This is a genomic window from Aureimonas ureilytica (genome assembly GCF_001475935.1).
Classification (GTDB): domain Bacteria; phylum Pseudomonadota; class Alphaproteobacteria; order Rhizobiales; family Rhizobiaceae; genus Aureimonas; species Aureimonas ureilytica_A.
In genome coordinates this window covers 22,572-39,929 of the sequence record NZ_LDQA01000006.1, presented here as the reverse complement: position 1 = coordinate 39,929, position 17,358 = coordinate 22,572, and the positions used below count along the sequence as shown (strand labels likewise).

Annotated in this window: 15 protein-coding genes; 5 read left to right on the top strand and 10 right to left on the bottom strand. The window is 67.1% G+C overall.

What is annotated here, in order from left to right; all coding sequences use genetic code 11:
* From cynS to NS365_RS01845, 4 genes are read left to right on the top strand one after another with little or no spacing between them, the layout of a single operon-like run.
* Complete coding sequence (cynS, locus tag NS365_RS01860) at positions 1-444, top strand: cyanase (RefSeq protein WP_058598580.1); 444 nt, start codon at positions 1-3, stop codon at positions 442-444.
* A 1-nt stretch (position 445) separates the two neighbouring features.
* Positions 446-3,121: a nitrate reductase gene (locus NS365_RS01855; protein WP_058598579.1), complete on the top strand. Its 2,676-nt coding sequence runs from the start codon at positions 446-448 to the stop codon at positions 3,119-3,121.
* Between the two features lie 40 nt (positions 3,122-3,161).
* On the top strand, positions 3,162-4,628 hold the full coding sequence (gene cysG, locus NS365_RS01850) for a siroheme synthase CysG (protein WP_244498330.1): 1,467 nt from the start codon (positions 3,162-3,164) through the stop codon (positions 4,626-4,628).
* 42 nt (positions 4,629-4,670) lie between these two features.
* Positions 4,671-5,318, top strand: coding sequence for a nucleoside triphosphate hydrolase (locus NS365_RS01845; RefSeq protein ID WP_058598577.1), 648 nt, complete (start codon positions 4,671-4,673; stop codon positions 5,316-5,318).
* A 31-nt stretch (positions 5,319-5,349) separates the two neighbouring features.
* On the opposite strand, the gene NS365_RS01840 is transcribed toward NS365_RS01845, so the two are convergent.
* Entirely contained in the window at positions 5,350-6,276 is a 927-nt protein-coding gene (locus NS365_RS01840) for an AEC family transporter (RefSeq protein WP_058598576.1), read from the bottom strand.
* A 498-nt stretch (positions 6,277-6,774) separates the two neighbouring features.
* Entirely contained in the window at positions 6,775-8,271 is a 1,497-nt protein-coding gene (locus NS365_RS01835) for a CoA-acylating methylmalonate-semialdehyde dehydrogenase (RefSeq protein WP_058598575.1), read from the bottom strand.
* A gap of 107 nt (positions 8,272-8,378) precedes the next feature.
* On the opposite strand from NS365_RS01835, the gene NS365_RS01830 reads away from it, so the two are divergent.
* Positions 8,379-9,260, top strand: coding sequence for a LysR family transcriptional regulator (locus NS365_RS01830; RefSeq protein ID WP_058598595.1), 882 nt, complete (start codon positions 8,379-8,381; stop codon positions 9,258-9,260).
* Positions 9,261-9,329: 69 nt separating this feature from the next.
* Here the strand turns inward: NS365_RS01830 and NS365_RS01825 are convergent, their stop codons facing one another.
* From NS365_RS01825 to NS365_RS01790, 8 genes are read right to left on the bottom strand one after another with little or no spacing between them, the layout of a single operon-like run.
* Complete coding sequence (locus NS365_RS01825) at positions 9,330-11,132, bottom strand: hypothetical protein (RefSeq protein WP_153003614.1); 1,803 nt, start codon at positions 11,130-11,132, stop codon at positions 9,330-9,332.
* Between the two features lie 7 nt (positions 11,133-11,139).
* Positions 11,140-12,252: a protein-glutamate methylesterase/protein-glutamine glutaminase gene (locus tag NS365_RS01820; protein WP_058598573.1), complete on the bottom strand. Its 1,113-nt coding sequence runs from the start codon at positions 12,250-12,252 to the stop codon at positions 11,140-11,142.
* Positions 12,253-12,257: 5 nt separating this feature from the next.
* Entirely contained in the window at positions 12,258-13,154 is an 897-nt protein-coding gene (locus NS365_RS01815) for a CheR family methyltransferase (protein WP_058598572.1), read from the bottom strand.
* Between the two features lie 4 nt (positions 13,155-13,158).
* A complete protein-coding gene (locus tag NS365_RS01810; RefSeq protein WP_058598571.1) occupies positions 13,159-13,680 on the bottom strand; it encodes a chemotaxis protein CheW in 522 nt (173 codons plus the stop codon).
* Positions 13,681-13,733: 53 nt separating this feature from the next.
* Positions 13,734-14,198 carry a chemotaxis protein CheW gene (locus NS365_RS01805; protein ID WP_058598570.1) on the bottom strand — a complete coding sequence of 155 codons (465 nt, stop codon included), beginning with the start codon at positions 14,196-14,198 and terminating at the stop codon, positions 13,734-13,736.
* A gap of 12 nt (positions 14,199-14,210) precedes the next feature.
* Positions 14,211-16,247: a chemotaxis protein CheA gene (locus tag NS365_RS01800; protein ID WP_343286832.1), complete on the bottom strand. Its 2,037-nt coding sequence runs from the start codon at positions 16,245-16,247 to the stop codon at positions 14,211-14,213.
* A gap of 17 nt (positions 16,248-16,264) precedes the next feature.
* Positions 16,265-16,633 (bottom strand): response regulator, encoded by a 369-nt coding sequence (locus tag NS365_RS01795; RefSeq protein ID WP_026358289.1) that lies wholly within the window; start codon positions 16,631-16,633, stop codon positions 16,265-16,267.
* Between the two features lie 57 nt (positions 16,634-16,690).
* Positions 16,691-16,969: an STAS domain-containing protein gene (locus NS365_RS01790; RefSeq protein WP_058598568.1), complete on the bottom strand. Its 279-nt coding sequence runs from the start codon at positions 16,967-16,969 to the stop codon at positions 16,691-16,693.
* Positions 16,970-17,358 lie beyond the last annotated feature (389 nt).

Here is a 17,358-nt window from a genome sequence, read left to right as displayed (position 1 = left end):
ATGTTGTCGAAATCCGACGTCACCGACATGATCTACGAGAAGAAGCGCGGCGCGGGTCTCACCTGGGCTTCGATCGCCGAGGGGATCGGCATGAGCGAGGTCTTCGTGACCTCGGCGTGCCTGGGCATGAACGCCCTGCCGCGCGACAAGGCCGATCTCCTGACACGCCAGCTCGGCCTGCCGCAGGAGGCGGCCGTGGTGCTGGCGGAATTCCCGACCAAGCAATGGGACCGGCAGGTGCCGACCGACCCGTGCATCTACCGCCTCTACGAGATCGTCGGCGTCTATGGCGACACGTTGAAAGAGCTGATCCAGGAGAAATGCGGCAACGGGATCATGAGCGCGATCGACTTCTCCATGGAGGTCGAGAAGGTGCCCAATCCCAAGGGCGACCGGATCGAGATCCGCATGAGCGGCAAATATCTCGGCTACAACGCGTGGTAAGATGACCCAGAGCTTCGACACGCCCCAGGCGACGCGGACCACCTGCCCCTATTGCGGCGTCGGCTGCGGCGTGCTCGCAAGCCCTCAGCCCGACGGCACGGTCGCCATCTCCGGCGACCCGGAGCATCCCGCCAATTTCGGCCGGCTTTGCTCCAAGGGTTCGGCGCTGGCCGAGACGCTGATCCCCGATCGCCGGCTTCTTCACCCGGAAATCGGGGGTGCGCGCGTATCCTGGAATGCGGCGCTGGACCATGTGGCGGAGCGCTTCTGCGAGACGATCGCCCGCAAGGGACCGGACTCCGTCGCCTTCTACGTCTCCGGCCAGATCCTGACCGAAGACTATTACGTCGCCAACAAGCTGATGAAGGGCTTCATCGGCTCGGCCAATATCGACACCAATTCCCGTCTGTGCATGTCCTCGTCGGTGGCGGGTCATGTCCGGGCCTTCGGCTCGGACACGGTGCCGAACACCTATGAAGACCTGGAGGCGGCCGATCTTCTGGTTCTGGTCGGCTCCAATCTCGCCTGGTGCCACCCGGTCCTGTTCCAGCGCGTTCTGGCGGCCAAGGCGGCGCGCCCGTCGATGAAGCTCGTGACGATCGATCCGCGCCGCACCGTGACGGCGGCGGAAAGCGATCTTCATCTGCCGATCCGCTCGGACGGCGACACGGCCTTATTTCTGGGGCTCCTCGCCCATCTCAGCGAGACCGGCGGGATCGACCGCGCCTTTGTCGAAGCGCACACGCAGGGCTTCGAGGCCGCGCTCCGAGCCGCCCTGCCCTATGGCGATCTCGCGCGCCTCGCCGCCGAGACGGGGCTCGATGAGCCGGCTCTCCGGCGCTTCTTCGCGCTCTTTGCCGAGACCGAGCGCACCGTCACCGTCTATAGCCAGGGCGTCAACCAGTCGGCCGGGGGCACGGACAAGGTCAACGCGATCCTGAACTGTCATCTCGCGACGGGCCGCATCGGGCGCGAGGGCTGCGGTCCCTTCTCCGTCACCGGCCAGCCCAACGCCATGGGCGGGCGCGAGGTCGGCGGGCTCGCCAACCAGCTCGCCGCCCATATGGCCATCGGCAATCCAGCGCATGAGGACATCGTCAGCCGCTTCTGGAACGCGCCCGCTTTGCCGGCAAAGTCGGGGCTGAAGGCGGTCGATCTGTTCCGCGCCGTTCACGAGGGCCGGGTCGAAGCCATCTGGATCATGGGCACCAACCCGGTGGACTCGCTGCCCGAGGCCGATCTCGTGCGGCAGGCCCTGGCGCGCTGCCCCTTCGTGGTCGTGTCGGACGTGGTCCGTGACACCGACACGGTGCCCTACGCCCATGTTCTCCTGCCCTCCGCCGCTTGGGGCGAGAAGGCGGGCACGGTCACGAATTCCGAGCGCCGCATCTCGCGCCAGCGCGCCTTCCTGCCCGCCCCCGGCGAGGCGAAGGCGGACTGGTGGCAGATGGCGGAAGTCGGCCGGCGCATGGGGCATGAAGCCGCCTTCTCCTTCGAGGGAGCGGCGGCGATCTTCCGCGAGCACGCCGCGCTCTCCGCCTTCGAGAACGAGGGTACGAGGGACTTCGATCTCTCCGGCCTCGCAACGTTGGATGAGCCGGCTTACGAAGCGTTGACACCCGTTCAGTGGCCCGTTGCGGCCGATGGCACATCCAAGCGGCGCTTCTTCGCGGATGGCCGCTTCTTTACTCCAAACGGCAAGGCGCGTTTTCTCCTCGTCGCGCCCGCCGCCGCGCCCGCGACCTCGCCCGAGCGCCCCTTCGTGCTCAACACCGGGCGCATTCGTGACCAGTGGCACACGATGACCCGCACCGGCCGCTCGGCCCGCCTGTCGGCCCATCTCGCCGAGCCCTTCTGCGAGTTGCACCCGGACGACGCCGCGCGTATCAGGGTGTCCGAAGCCGATCTGGTCACGGTCGAAACCGACCATGGCAGCGTGATCCTGCGCGCCCTCCTGACCGATCGCGTTCGCCCCGGCACGCTGTTCGCACCCATGCACTGGACGGAGCAGTTCTCGGGGGCCGCTCGCATCAACGCCCTCGTGCCGGCGCGCACCGACCCCGTGTCCGGCCAGCCGGCCTCGAAGGCCGCGCCGGCCGCGCTCCGGCGCTTCGAAGCCGCGTGGCATGGCTTTGCCGTCTCGCTCCATGAGCTGGAGCCCGCCGGCAGTGCCTATTGGGCGCGCGCCCGCGCCTCGGGCGGCTGGCGCATGGAACTTGCCGGCACCGCGAAGGTGGAGAACACCGAGGCTTTCGCGCGGCAGGTTCTCGGCCTGCCGGAGACGGCCGAGCTTCTCCATTATGCCGACCGCGCGGGGCATCATCGCTTCGCCGCCTTCGAGGGCGGGCGCTTTCTCGGCGCGCTCTGGCTCTCGCCCGAGCCCGTCGCTGTCTCCCGCGCCTATGCCGTATCGTGCCTCTCGGGCGCGCCGATGGAGTCGGCCACGCGCTTCCGGCTTCTGGCCGGACGACCGGGCGCGGACAGGCCCGACCCCGGCGCGCTCGTGTGCTCTTGTTTTGGCGTCGGCGCCAACGACATCAGGCGGGCGATCCGCGAAAAGAACTGCACCAGCGTTTCGGCCATCGGCCGGGACTTGAAGGCCGGGACGAATTGTGGCTCCTGCCGTACGGAACTTCAGGGATTGATCGATGCCGAGCGCGTTCTCGAACTCCGCTGACGACACCGCCGCTGCCGGCGCCCGCACGCGCCCGCAGCGCATGGGCGAGCTTGCCACGCTGCCGGTCTTCTTCGACCTGAAGGGCAAGCGCGTCGCCATGGCGGGCGGCTCGGACGGCGCGGCCTGGAAGGCGGAACTTCTCGCCGCCTCCGGCGCGCGGGTCGATCTTTATTGCGAGGCCGAGCATCTCACGGACGAGATGCGCACCGTTCTCGCCCTTTCCTTCGCGGATGGCGAAATCCGGCATCACGACCGGCCTTGGGCGCTTGACTGTTTCGAGGGCGCGGCGCTGGCGGTGGCCGATTGCGAGAGCGAGGCTGAGGCCCAGAGCTTCTATTGCGCCGCCAAGGGCGCGGGCGTTCCCGTCAACGTCATCGACAAGCCGGCTTTCTGCCAGTTCCGCTTCGGTACGATCGTCAACCGCTCGCCCGTCGTGGTCGGCATCTCGACCGACGGCGCGGCTCCGATCCTTGGTCAGGCCATTCGCCGGCGCATCGAGACGCTTTTGCCCGCTACGCTCACCGGCTGGGCCAAGCTCGCCGCCAAGGTGCGCGCCGAGGTGATGGACCGGCTCCAGCCCGGCCCCGCCCGCCGCGCCTTCTGGGAGCGCTTTTCCGACGAGGCCTTCACCCGCAAGGCCCCCGACGACGTGGCCGAGGCCGATGCGCGCCGCTTCGTGCGCGATCTCGTCAACCGCCCGCAGGCGGGCGGCCGCGTGACGCTGGTGGGCGCCGGCCCCGGCGAGGCCGAGCTTCTGACGCTGAAAGCCGTGCGCGCGCTCCAGGCCGCCGACGTCATCCTGTTCGACGATCTCGTGTCCGACGACATTCTGGAACTCGCGCGCCGCGAGGCCAAGCGCATGCTGGTCGGCAAGCGCGCCAGCCGCGATAGCTGCCGGCAGGAAGACATCAACCGGATGATGGTGCAGTTCGCCAGAGCCGGAAAACATGTCGTGCGCCTGAAGTCGGGCGACGTCTCGGTCTTCGGCCGCTCGGGCGAGGAAATTGCCGAACTCAAGCGCGAGGGCATTCCGGTCGCCATCGTGCCGGGCATCACGGCCGCCTCCGCGCTCGCCGCCGGTTTCGGCGTGTCGCTGACGCACCGCGACCGCGCGCAGCAGGTGCGCTTCGTCACCGGCCATTCGCAGAAGGGCGGCTTGCCGGATGATCTCGACTGGCAGGCGCTGGCCGACGACCATGCCACGACGATCTTCTACATGGGCGGGCGCATGGCCCCGCGCATCGCGCAAGAACTGATCGCCCACGGCCTGCCTGCCGAGACGCCGGTGGCCGTCGCCGCCTCCATCTCGCGGCCCGAGGAAGCGCGCCTCGTCGGCACGTTGGCGACGCTCGCCGAGATCGTCGGGCGCATCGGCATCGAACGGCCCATCCTGATCGGCGTCGGCCGGGTCTTCAGCGATTGCGAGCCGGAAAGCTTGGCCGGCTTCGAGCCGGAGCGCGACCGGGGGGCTGGCGAAACCTCGCGCCTTCAGGCAAAGGCGTCCTGAACCGGGCGAGCCCTATTCCGCCCGGGCGGGAGGAATGACGATATGACGGAACGCTCCACGCTCGCGGCCCTGACCGACGCGCTCCTGAGCGAGGAAGGCGAGCGTCGGCGCATCGTCGCGATCGCCGGCTCGCCGGGCTCGGGCAAGTCCACCACGGCCGAGTCCCTGAAGGAGCGCCTCAACGCGCGCCGGCCGGGCGTCGCCGACATTCTGCCGATGGATGGCTACCACTTCGACGACATGGTGCTGAACGCGCGCGGCCATCGCCCCCGCAAGGGCGCGCCGCACACGTTCGATCTCGACGGGTTTCGCGCCATGCTGGAGCGCCTGCGGCGGGACGAAAAGCGCGAAGTCGCCGTGCCCGTCTTCGACCGCTCCATCGAGATCGCGCGGGCCGGCGCGCGCATCATCAACCCGGACGTGCGCGTCATCCTGGCCGAGGGCAATTACCTCCTCTTGGACGAGCCCGGCTGGCGCGAACTGGGCGAACTCTTCGACCTGACCGTGATGATCGAGGCGGGCGAGGACACGCTGGTGGAGCGTCTGACGCAGCGCTGGCTCGGCTTCAACTACGGGCCGGAAGCGCTTCTGGAAAAGCTCGAAGGCAACGACCTGCCCAATATGCGCCTTGTGCTCTCGAAAAGCCGTCCGGCCGACATAGCCATCCGCAGCGACGGCGGCGAGGCCTGAGACCAAGGCAGGCAAAGCACGGCGCGTCGGCTCACGCGCCGCCGAGCCAGAGCGCGAGCACGATCCAGAGCGGCAACGTCAGGATCGACAGAGCCGAGGAGGCGACGAGGACGCCTCCCGCTTCTTCCGCGCCCTCGCGGTAGACCGCCGACAGGATCGTGCCGACGAAGCCGGCGGGAATGGCCATGGCGATGATGGCCCGCGCTTCGAGATGCGCGGGCAGATGCAGCGCCAGGCAGGCCAGAAACGCCACGGCCGGCTGCACGATGTTGGAGGCGAGCGCGCCGAGCATCACGGCGCGGGTGGGGCGCAGACGCTGCGTGGACAGGATCACGCCCGTCAGGAACAGACCGGCCCCCGCCGTCGATTGCGCGAGCGGGCGCAGGGCCGAGACGAAGAGATCCGGGAAGGGAATATCCAGAAAGGCGACCACGAAGCCGAGCGTCGGCACGATCGTCATCGGCTTCAGAAGCGCGGCCGAGACGGCGCGCAGAGGATGCCCGCCGCCCTGCATTTCCAGCCGGATGAAACAGGCTAGGATCACCGTCAGCGTGCCGACCAGATTGGCGACGGCAAGCGAGACGGTCGCCTCCACGCCTTCCAGCGCCTGAAACAGGGCAATGCCGATGCCGCCCAGATTGGGCATTCCGACCGTCAGCGAATAGAGCGCGGCGGTAATGGGCGAGAAGCCGGCCCGGCGCGCATAGAGAAGCGCGATGGCAAAGCCCGACAGGAGCGCGGCGGCATAGGCAATGGTCGGCACGAGTTCGGGCGCCAGCAAATGGCGCGGGGCGGTGACGATCGCCAGAAACAGCGACACGGGCAGCGCGAACTTGGCGATGAAAGCGCCGAGCATCTCCGTTCCATGCGGATTGACCCAATGCCGTTTGCCGGACACGAAGCCCAGCCCCAGCATGAAGAAGACCGGCGTCAGCACGGAAACGAGCGTCTGGAGCATGAGAGCGGATCGCTTGGCGGATGGGAAGAACGGCGAAGGCCGGCGGGGATACCGCCGGCCTTTGGCAGGTTTGGGGAGCGATGAGAAGCGGCGGAGCCGAACCGGGGGCGCCGGCTTGGTGAGCCGGCTATGCCCTTGGCATAGAAGTCTCGCCCCGAATGCGCGGAACTGGGCTGTCAGCGGTTTGAGTTGGAGGTTTGACCGCCGACGCAACTGTGCAGCGGCCGCTGCCTTGAGCCAGACCCAAACCTCGCGGAATCATCTGGCCAACTTTTTCCACCGCTCGTCAGAATGAGCTACGCGGCTCGTCCGACCGCAAGGACCGGCGCGAAGGTTTGGTCCTGCCAGCCTCGCACCGATCGCGCTTCGCTCCTCGCGATCGAACGAAAACCTCTCGACCATCCTCCGGCCGTCGGTTTCGACCTCGGTCTTGAGCCGGGCGTCCGGGCCCGCTATGGGCGAGCCCTTCCCCCGGCTGGTCGCTCCGAAACCCCGACCTTATTTCATGACCGGCATGGAGAATTCCGCGCCCGACTTGATGCCCGAGGGCCAGCGGCTGGTGATCGTCTTGGTGCGGGTCCAGAACTTGATCGAGTCCGGGCCGTGCTGGTTGAGATCGCCGAAGGAGGAGCGCTTCCAGCCGCCGAAGGAATGGTAGGCAAGCGGCGTCGGAATCGGCACGTTGATGCCGATCATGCCGATCGGCACGCGCGAGGCGAAGTCGCGGGCCGCATCGCCGTCCCGCGTGAAGATGGCGACGCCATTGCCATATTCGTGCTGGGTCGGCAGCCGCAGCGCCTCTTCGTAATCCTTGGCGCGCACGACCGAGAGAACCGGGCCGAAAATCTCTTCCTTGTAGATGTCCATCTCGGGCGTGACGTGGTCGAACAGGCAGGCGCCGACGAAGAACCCGTCCTCGTAGCCCTGCATGGTGAAGCCGCGCCCGTCGACCGCGAGCGTCGCGCCCTCGGCAACGCCTTTTTCCACCAGGCCGAGAATCTTCTGCTGCGAGGCCTTGGTGACGACCGGGCCGAAATCGGCCGCGCTGTCGGTATAGGGGCCGATCTTGAGCGCCTCGACCTTGGGGATCAGCTTCTCGACCAGCGCATTGGCCGTCGCTTCGCCGACCGGCACCGCGACCGAGATCGCCATGCAGCGCTCGCCGGCCGAGCCGTAGCCCGCGCCGATCAGCGCGTCCGCCGCCTGATCGAGATCGGCGTCCGGCATGATGATCATGTGGTTCTTGGCGCCGCCGAAGCACTGGGCGCGTTTGCCGCGTGCCGTCGCGCCGGCATAGACATAGGCCGCGATCGGCGTCGAACCGACAAAGGAGACGGCCCCGATCTCGGGATGCTCCAGAATGCCGTCCACCGCATCCTTGTCGCCGTTGACGACCTGGAGCACGCCCTTGGGCAGGCCGGCTTCCATCATGAGTTCGGCGAGGCGCATCGGCAGGGACGGGTCGCGCTCGGAGGGCTTCAGGATGAAGGCGTTGCCGCAGGCGATGGCGGGCGCGAACATCCACATCGGGATCATGCCGGGGAAGTTGAAGGGCGTGATGCCCGCGCCGATGCCGACCGGCTGCCGGATCGAATACATGTCGATGCCGGGGCCCGCCCCTTCCGTGAACTCGCCTTTGGCCAGATGCGGAATGCCGATGACGAATTCGCAGACTTCCAGCCCGCGCACGATGTCGCCCTTGGAATCCTCGACCGTCTTGCCATGCTCGGAGGAAAGAAGCTCGGCCAGCTCCTGCATGTTGGCGTTGAGAAGCTCCACGAATTTGATGAAGACGCGGGCGCGGCGCTGCGGGTTGACCAGTGCCCACTTCGTCTGCGCGGCCTTGGCCGCGTCCACAGCCTTTTGAAGCTCTTCGCGGCTCGCCAGCGCGACGCGCGCCGTCACCTGCCCCGTGGCGGGGTTGAAGACATCGGCCGTGCGGCCCGAGGTGCCGGCGACGCGCGCGCCGTCGATGAAATGACCGATCTCGTTCATGGCGTCTCTCCCTGAGTTCTGCCGAGAGAAGGCCGCACGTCGGACTTGAAATCAAGCAAAACCCATGCGCATCCATTGTGCGCCAATTAATGCACCTCGGGGCGGCGATGAACTGGGACGACGTGCGGGTCTTTCTGGCCGTGGCGCGGGCCGGGCAGATCCTGGCCGCTTCCCGCCGGCTGGGGCTGAACCATGCGACGGTCGGCCGGCGGCTGGATGCGCTGGAGGACGCGCTCGGGGTGAAGCTCTTCGACCGCCGCCCGACGGGCTGCGAGGTCACGCGCGAGGGCGCGGGCTTTCTGGCGGCGGCCGAGCGGATGGAGGCCGAGATGCAAGGCGCGCGCGCCGCGCTGGAAGGGGCGGAAGCGCATCTCTCCGGCACCGTGCGCATCGGCGCGCCGGATGGCTTCGGCACGGCCTTTCTGGCGCCGCGCCTCGGCTCGCTCGCGGAGCGCCATCCGGGCCTGACGATCCAGCTCGTGCCCGTGCCCCGCGCCTTCTCGCTGTCGCGGCGCGAGGCCGATATCGCCATCACCGTGGAGCGGCCGGCGCAGGGGCGGCTCGTCGCGCGCCGGCTCGTGTCCTACGCGCTCGGGCTTTATGGCGCGGCCTCCTATCTCGATCGGTTCGGGCGGCCTTCGAGCGTCGAAGACCTGAAGCGCCACCGGCTCGTCGGCCATGTGGACGATCTCGTCTACTCCTCCTCGCTTCACTATACCGGCGAGATGGCGCCCGACTGGCAGAGCCGCTTCGAGATTTCCTCCGCGCTCGGCCAGACGGAGGCGGTTGCGGCGGGCGCGGGCATCGGCATTCTGCACGGCTTCATCGCGGCCGGGCGGCCGGGGCTGGAGCGCGTCCTGCCCGAGCGCACGATCCGGCGCGACTATTGGCTGGTGACGCACGAGACGGCGCGCGAAATGTCCCGCATCCGGGCCGTCGCCGATTTCATCGCCGAAACCGTGCAGCGGGAAAAGGCGATCTTCGGCTGACAATTTCCGGCTCAAACGAAAACGGCCGGAGGGGACGTCCCTCCGGCCGCTGCGATCAGTTGGCGGCGATCAGAAAAGAAGATCGTCGATGTCGTCGCTGGCGGCAGGCGCAGGCGCGGAGATGGCGGAGGCGGGCAGGCCGATGCCGCGGAAGGACGCTTCGAAGATCGCGCGCTCTTCGGCCATCGTATACTGGCCAGCGAGCAGCGAGTGGAGGCGCAGCGCCTCTTCCGGCGTGATCGGATCGTCCGGCAGATCGACCAGCATCGCCTGAAGCTGAGCGATCGTGCGGCGCATCAGGGCGCAGCCTTCCACATGGGGCGTCATCATGCTGGCGATCGCGCGGATGCGCTCGTCCAGCCCGCGCGCGTTCAGCGCGGCCTCGCGCAGACGATCGAGGCAGGCCGCCTCGATGCGCGCGAGGATTTCGGACGCCGTGTCGAAGCCTTGCGCGATCTGGGTCTCGAAACCCGCGATCTGCGGCAGGATCGTGCCTTCCAGCTCGCCCGTCGCCGAAACGGCCATCTCGATGCCTTCGCGCACGAGATCGGCCTGCGTCTTGGCGACGGTCGCCTGTTCGCGGATTTCGCGGGCGATATAGCCGATCGTCTCGTCGCCGGAGTCCACATGGGCGGCGCGCACGGCGGCATTGAAGCCGGCCAGACGCAGCGTGTGCTCCAGCGAGGCCAGCTCGTCCGTCATCGAGATCAGCGGGCCGGCGGCTTCGACGCATTCGTGCAGCGAAGCGTCGAGCTGGCGCCGGTCGTCCTCGCCGCGCTCGAAGCGCTCGCGCACCTTGGTGGCTTCCGCTTCCAGAACCGCGATCGCGCTCTTGCCCGTCTTGCCGACATCCTCGGAGAAGAGCGAGGACAGGATGCGGTCGCTCTCGACGATTTCGCCGGCGAGAACGTCCAGATTGGCGTGAACCTCGCCCATCTTGGTGTCGTAGAGCTCGGTCAGGCTCGACAGCTGGGCGATTTCCAGCTCCGCGATGCGACGCAGCGCCGTGGTGCGCGAGCGGCCTTCCATTGGCGCGCTGTCATGCGTCAGCTGCCCGGTTTCGGCCAGAAGGAACAGGCGCTCCAGATTGGTGATCGTGTGCTCCAGACGCTGGCGCGCGATGTCGTGGAACTGCAAGCCCATGACGATACCGCCGACCGCGTCTCGGATGACCGAGAAGGAGCGGTGCGCCGCCTCGCGGCTGGTGGCGGCCGAGTCGCGCTCCTGCGACAGGCGGCGGTTCAGCGAGCGGAACTGGAAGGCCAGGCTCGCCTCGCCCAGCATGGCCCGGCCGCCGACGCGCGCGTCGATGGCGCGGCTTTCGGCGATATGGCCCTGCACGGTGCGAACGCGCGCGTCGAGCGCGCGGGCGACCGTCTGGCCCGATCCGACGAGTTCATGGACATGCTCGGTGAAGGGCACGAGCACGTCGCGCGCCTGCGTCATGCCCTCGACATGGGTGCGCGCGACGAGCACGACATAGTCGAGAAGGCGGAACACGAGCGCGACGGCGGACGCCCCTTCCGAGGCGCGCGTGACGCCTTCGGCCAGAACGCGCAGGACGCGCGAGCGCTCGCCGGCCAGGGTTTCGAGCTGGCCCGCCGAGGACGCGGCCTCGCCGAGCAGCGTCTCGACCTTGTCGCCCTCGTTGGAGGACACGGCTTCGGTGGCCTGACGGATCGAGTCGCGCACGGTGCCGATGCGCCGGTGCAGCGTCTGGAGATCGTTGCCGGCGCCGAGATACACGGCTTCCGACGAGACGTTCCACTGGTGAACGAGGGCGAGAAGCTCGCGGAGCGAAGAGGTTTGAGTTTCGGTCAACATGGCTTCATCGAGATCGCGAGAGGCGGGGGACGGGGCGGTGCGAGCCATGATCGGCTCACCGTCCTTGAGCGGCGCGAGCCGCCGGACGGGACATCTGATCATGGCCGAAGCGCACGATCTCGGAGGGGATGCGATCGAGCGGAAGCTCGTGCTCCACCGCGCCGGCCTTCATGGCCTCCTTGGGCATGCCGTAGACGATGCAGGTGGCTTCGTCCTGGCCGAGCGTGTGCGCGCCGGTCTGACGCAGTTCCAGAAGCCCCTTGGCGCCGTCGTCGCCCATGCCCGTCATGATGATGCCGAGTGCGTTGGCGCCGGCCGAGCGCGCGGCGGAGCGGAAGAGCACGTCCACCGACGGGCGATGGCGCGTCACGAGCGGGCCGTCGCGCACCTCGACATGGTACTGCGCGCCCGAGCGCTGAAGCAGAAGATGCTGGTTGCCAGGCGCGATCAGCGCGAGGCCGGGCATGAGACGATCGCCCGTCACCGCTTCGCGCACCTCGATCTGGCACAGGCCGTCGAGACGCTTGGCGAAGGCGGAGGTGAAGCCGGCCGGCATGTGCTGAACGATGGCGATGCCCGGCGCGTCGGCCGGCAGCGCTTCCAGAATGCGGCGCAGCGCCTCGGTTCCTCCGGTGGATGCGCCGATCACCACGACCTTGTCGGTCGTGCGGTCGATCGGGCGGCCGTTGGAGGGCGGCAGCACGGCGTCGGCCGTCAGCTTCTCCTGCGGGACGAGGGGCTTGGCCGGCGCGCGGCGCGAGCGAACCGTGGCGTGCGAGGCGGCGCGTACGGCGTCGGCGATGCGGGTGCGCGATTCCAGAAGGAATTGCGGCGTGCCCATCTTGGGCTTGGCGATGATCTCGACCGCGCCCGCTTCCAGCGCCTGAAGCGCCATCTTGGAGCCCGCCTCGGCCAGCGACGAGCAGATCACGACCGGGATCGGCCGCTGGCTCATCAGCTTCTGGACAAAGGTGATGCCGTCCATGCGGGGCATTTCGATGTCGCAGATGATGACATCGGGCACTTCGTCGCGCATCCGCTCGGCGGCGAAATAGGGGTTGGAGGCGGTGCCCAGAACCTCCATGTCGGGCTCGGCCGCGACGATCTCGGAGAGGACCTGACGGACGCTGGCGCTGTCATCGACGATGAGGACGCGAATAGGCTTCATGGCAATCAGTCCTCCAGACGCTGATAGATATTGCCGCGAATGAGCCGCAGCGGCAGGCTGCCCGAACGGGTCGTGTCGGAATGGCCCAGGAACAGAAGGCCGCCGGGGCGCAAGTGGCGGCACAGCTTCGCCACCACCGCTTCCTGGGTCTTCGGCTCGAAATAGATGAGCACGTTGCGAAGGAAGATGAGGTCCATCTTCGTCTTCACGTGGTATTCGCTATGCATCAGGTTGAGCTGGCCGAACTGAACGCGCGAGCGCAGTTCCGGGGCCATGCGCACGGCTTCGCTCTGCGGATCGCGGGCGCGCAGGACATAGCGGTCCCGCAGGGCCGGCGGCACGCTGGCGACGTCCTCGGCGCGGTAGATCGCCTCGCGCGCGGCGGTCAGAACCTTGACCGAGATGTCGGTCGCCAGGATCTGCCAGTCCCACTTGGTCGCCCCGTCGGACGCTGCGTCCAGAACCATGGCGAGTGTGTAGACCTCCTGCCCCGACGAGCAGGCCGCGCTCCAGGCGCGCAGCTGGCGCGTACCGGCATTGGCCAGGAGCCGGTCCAGTTCGGCGGCGTCGAGATGGTCGAAATGCGCCCGTTCGCGAAAGAACGAGGTCTCGTTGGTGACCACCGTATCGACGAAGTTCTGCAACTCCTTGGCGCGCTCGGTGGGCGAGCGCAGAAGCGCGACGTAATCGTCGAAATTGTCGAGGCCATTGGCATGGAGGCGCCGGCGCAGCCGGGTCTCCAGCATGGTCTTCTTCACGGTCGAAAGCGTGATGCCGCAATGCTCGTGAACGAGGCGGACTAGGGCTTCGAAGGCACGATCGCCCAGCTCGACGCGAGTCCACTGGGGAATCGCTTCAGGCGCCGGATCGAGAAAGTTTTGATTACGAGCAGCGCCTTGCATGGGGTCAGGCCGCCTGTGCCATGAGGAGAGCACGATCGGAGGCGCCAAAGAGCTTTTCGACCTTGAGAAGGGTCAGGAACGAGTCGCCCCGACGCCCGAGCCCTTGAACGAAATCGTTGCTCCAGGCTTCGCCGACATGGGGCGGCGCTTCCAGCGTCTGGTCCGACATATCGGCGACTTCATGCACGGCGTCCGCGATGACGGCCAGCGTGTGCAGATGTTCGTCGGTCTCGAACTCGAGAACGACGATGCGGGTTTCGGGCCCGACCTCGCGATCCTCGCTCGGCGGCATGGCGAGCCGCCGCTTGAGATCGACCACCGGCACGCCGACGCCGCGCACGTCGATCATGCCCAGAAGGCTCGCCGGCGCATTGGCCATGCGCTGGATCGGCTTGTGATCGAGAACCTCGCGGACCTGGCGCACGTTGACGGCAAAGGCCGCCGAGCCGAGCTGGAAGGTCAGCATCTCGTTGTTGCCGTCGACATCCTCGTCTTCGAAACGGGAGGACTGGAAGGGCGTGTTCATGCTCTCATCCCTGTAAGTTCGGCTCGGCGCTGGATGGAAGGGGTGGGGCGGGTTCAGGCGTCTTCGAGAAGCCGCTCGACATCGAGCAGCACCACGAAGCGGTCATCCTGGCGCACCACGCCGTCGAGATAGCGGCTCGGCCAGCGCGTGCCGTATTCCGGCATGGCTTCCACCTCGCCGGTGCGCACATGAATGACCTCGAACACCGCGTCGGTCTTGATGCCGACATGGAAGGTCTCGCCCGAGGAGGAGACCTCCGAGACGATCACGCGGCTCGTCTCGGTGTCTTCGGTGGGCTCCATGCCGAAGCGGTTGCGAAGATCAATGAGCGGCAGGACATTGCCGCGCACGTTGATGAGGCCCGGCGCGAAGGACGGCGCGTTTGGAACGCGCGTCATGGCGGGGGGATCGAGGACCTCGTGCACCAGGGCGACCTTGATCCCGAAGAGATCGTTGCCGAGGGCGACGGTCAGATAGTCCTGCAGGGACGGATCGGCGGATTCGGTGATCTGCGACATGGGAGCGCTCCGTCAGGCGGCGATGCGGTCGGCGCGGGGCTGGGCCACGAACCGGGCAAGGGGATTCACATCGAGGATGAGCGCCACGGCGCCGTCACCCAGGATCGTCGCGCCGACAAGGCCGGGCGTCTTGGCATGGAGCGGCGAGAGCGGCTTGATAACCGTCTGGTGCTGGCCCACGACCTGATCCACGACGACGCCGAGCTTGCCGGAGTCGTTTTCGGTGACGACCACGATCGAGCCGCGCTCGCTCGTGCCGAACACTTCGTTCATCCACAGAAGCGGAACGAGCGTTCCGCGAATGTCGACGAAGTTGCGACCACCCGAGGCCCGCGATTCGACGGCGGCGAGTTCCACGCATTCCTCGACGCTGGTCAGCGGCAGGATGCACTGGGCATCGCCGATCGCGACCTGGAGGCCGTCGATGATGGCGAGCGTCAGCGGCAGGCGCAGCATGAAGCGCGTGCCCTCGCCCGGCCGCGAGTCGATCTCGATCGTGCCGTGCAGCTCGTTGATCGTGCGTCGCACCACGTCCATGCCCACGCCCCGGCCCGACAGGTTGGAGACGGCGGCGGCCGTGGAGAGGCCGGGATGGAAGATCAGCTCGTCGATCTCGCGATCGGGCGGGATCACGCCTTCCGGCACGATGCCGGCCGCATGAGCCTTTTCCAGGATGCGCGTGCGGTTGAGGCCGGCGCCGTCATCCTCGATCGTGATCACGACTTCGGTGCCCGCCTGGCGAGCCGACAGGCGCAGGAGGCCGCGCTTGGTCTTGCCGGCCGCTTCACGACGCTCGGCCGACTCGATGCCGTGGTCGCAGCTATTGCGGATGATATGGACCATGGGATCGCCGAGGCGGTCGAGCACAGTCTTGTCCAGCTCGGTTTCCTCGCCGGAGAACTGAAGGTCGATATCCTTGCCCAGATCCGACGAAATATCGCGCACGACGCGGCGATAGCGGCCGAACAGGGTTTCGATCGGCACCATGCGCATGCCCATGGCCGAGTCGCGCAGGTCCGAGGACAAGCGTTCGATTTCTTCGGCAACGGTGGTGAGAACGGGGTCGTGGCGGTTGCGCGCCAAGGCCGACAGACGGGCCTGGGCGATCACGAGTTCGCCGACCTGATCGAGAAGCATGTCGAGGCGCGAAGCCGAAACACGCACATTGGCTTCCGCCACAGCGGCCTTGGCTTCGTCCGCCTTGGCGGGCTTGGCAGAGGGCGCGACGGCGGCTTTGGGAGCCGCAGGGGCGGCGGCAGGCGGCGGCGCGGCGACAACCGGAGCCGGCGCAGCCGCGACAACGGGCGCGGCGGCCGGAGCGGCAACCGGCTCGACGCTCTGCGCTTCGTCGCTCAGCTCGTCGACACGAACCGCGTCCGGGCCATCCACGAAGATGAACACGTCGTCGATCGCCGAGCGGCCCTGCGAGGTGACCAGCTCCATCTCCCAGCTGATGTAAAGGTCGGTCGGCACCAGCTCTTCGAGCACGGGCACGCCGGACAGAACGCCCGTCACCTTCAGCTCGCCGAGATCGCGCAGCTCATCGAGAAGCGCCAGCGGATTGGTGCCGAAGGCCAGCGCGTTGCGCTCGAACTGAAGACGGATGCGGAAGCGCTGCATCGCCTTGGCGCTGGCAGCCACCGGGGCTGCGGCCTGGGGGGCGGCAGCGGACACAGCGCCCGCACCCGGCGCTTCGGCGACTTCCGCCAGCAGCGCGTCGGCCAGCCGGCGGCTTTCGGCCGAATGGTCGCCGTCGCTTTCGAACAAGAGCTTGCGGATCTGGTCGGCCGACTGGAGAAGGAGGCTGACGAGCTGCGGAGTGACCGGAGCCTTGTCCTGACGCACCTTCTCGAAGGCGTTTTCCAGCTCATGCGCAAACGCCGCCATGGCCGGCGGGCCGAACATGCCACCCGAACCCTTCAGCGTGTGAAGGGCGCGGAAAGTGGTGTTGATCAGCTCGCGGTCGGTGGGCCTGCTTTCCAGATCGAGCAGCGCTGCTTCGAGCTGTTCCAGAAGATCACGCGCTTCATTGAGGAATACTTCGAGCATATCGCCGCCCATGGACATCAGGCTCCGATCAGCTTGTTGACGACGGCGACGAGCTTCGTCTGGTCGAACGGCTTGACGATCCAGCCGGTGGCGCCGGCCGCTTTGCCTTCCTGCTTCTTGCCCTCGTCGGATTCGGTCGTGAGCATCACGATCGGAACGCCGGCGTGCTGGGGCATTTCGCGCACCTTCTTGATCATGCCGATCCCATCGAGATTGGGCATGTTCAGGTCGGTGATGATGAGCTGATACTTGTTCTGGTCCAGCTTCGTCAGCGCGTCGGCGCCATCCACGGCCGTGTCGGGCGCGTAGCCTGCACTTTCGAGGGTGAAGGACACCATCTGACGGATACTGGCGGAGTCATCGACGCAAAGGACGGACTTGGTCACGGACTGCACCTTTCTGGGTACGGGATTGAACGTTCGGGAGGAAAGGAGAATGCCGGCTCAACGGCCCGGCACGACGACCCCGGCGCGCTGAAACAGCTGCTCGACCGAGTCGGAGAGGGCGAGCGTCAGGCTGCGCCCCTTGGCGGACATCGAAGCCTGGAAGCTCACAAGGAACTGAACCAAGCCCACGTCCCCCCGATCCACCGCCGTCAGGTCGAGATGAACCGGACCTTCGGGATGGCGACGGGCGAAATCGAGAAGCTCTCCTTGCAACTCGCCAAGACGAGACAACTCGCAAGAGCCTGACAGGGCGAAGGCATTTTCTGAAGAAGACATCGCGACACGACCTCGCTTTCGGACAAGAACAAAATGTCTGAAACAGATTTCGCAGCCGTTAAATCCATCGGCCAGCCTGACAACTGAGTCCACAAGGTGAACAAAGCATTTTTCACCCGCACTCGAAGCCTTCATGACAAGGAGACTCTAGAGAGCACCGCAACCAAACCTTCCCATCGCAGACCAAGGGAGGGTGTCGGAGGTTACCGATGCATCAATATTAATAAATGCTTGCTTCGATATCCATTTGCTACTCAACACAATCTTATCGTTTCACTCGTTACAAATTGAGCGAAGACGATCGGTCCGTGCTGGATGCGATCGGCGAACCGGCCGGCGCCCGGACGCTCGGCCTCCTCCACCTTTCCCAGGTGACGGGTCGCCGATGC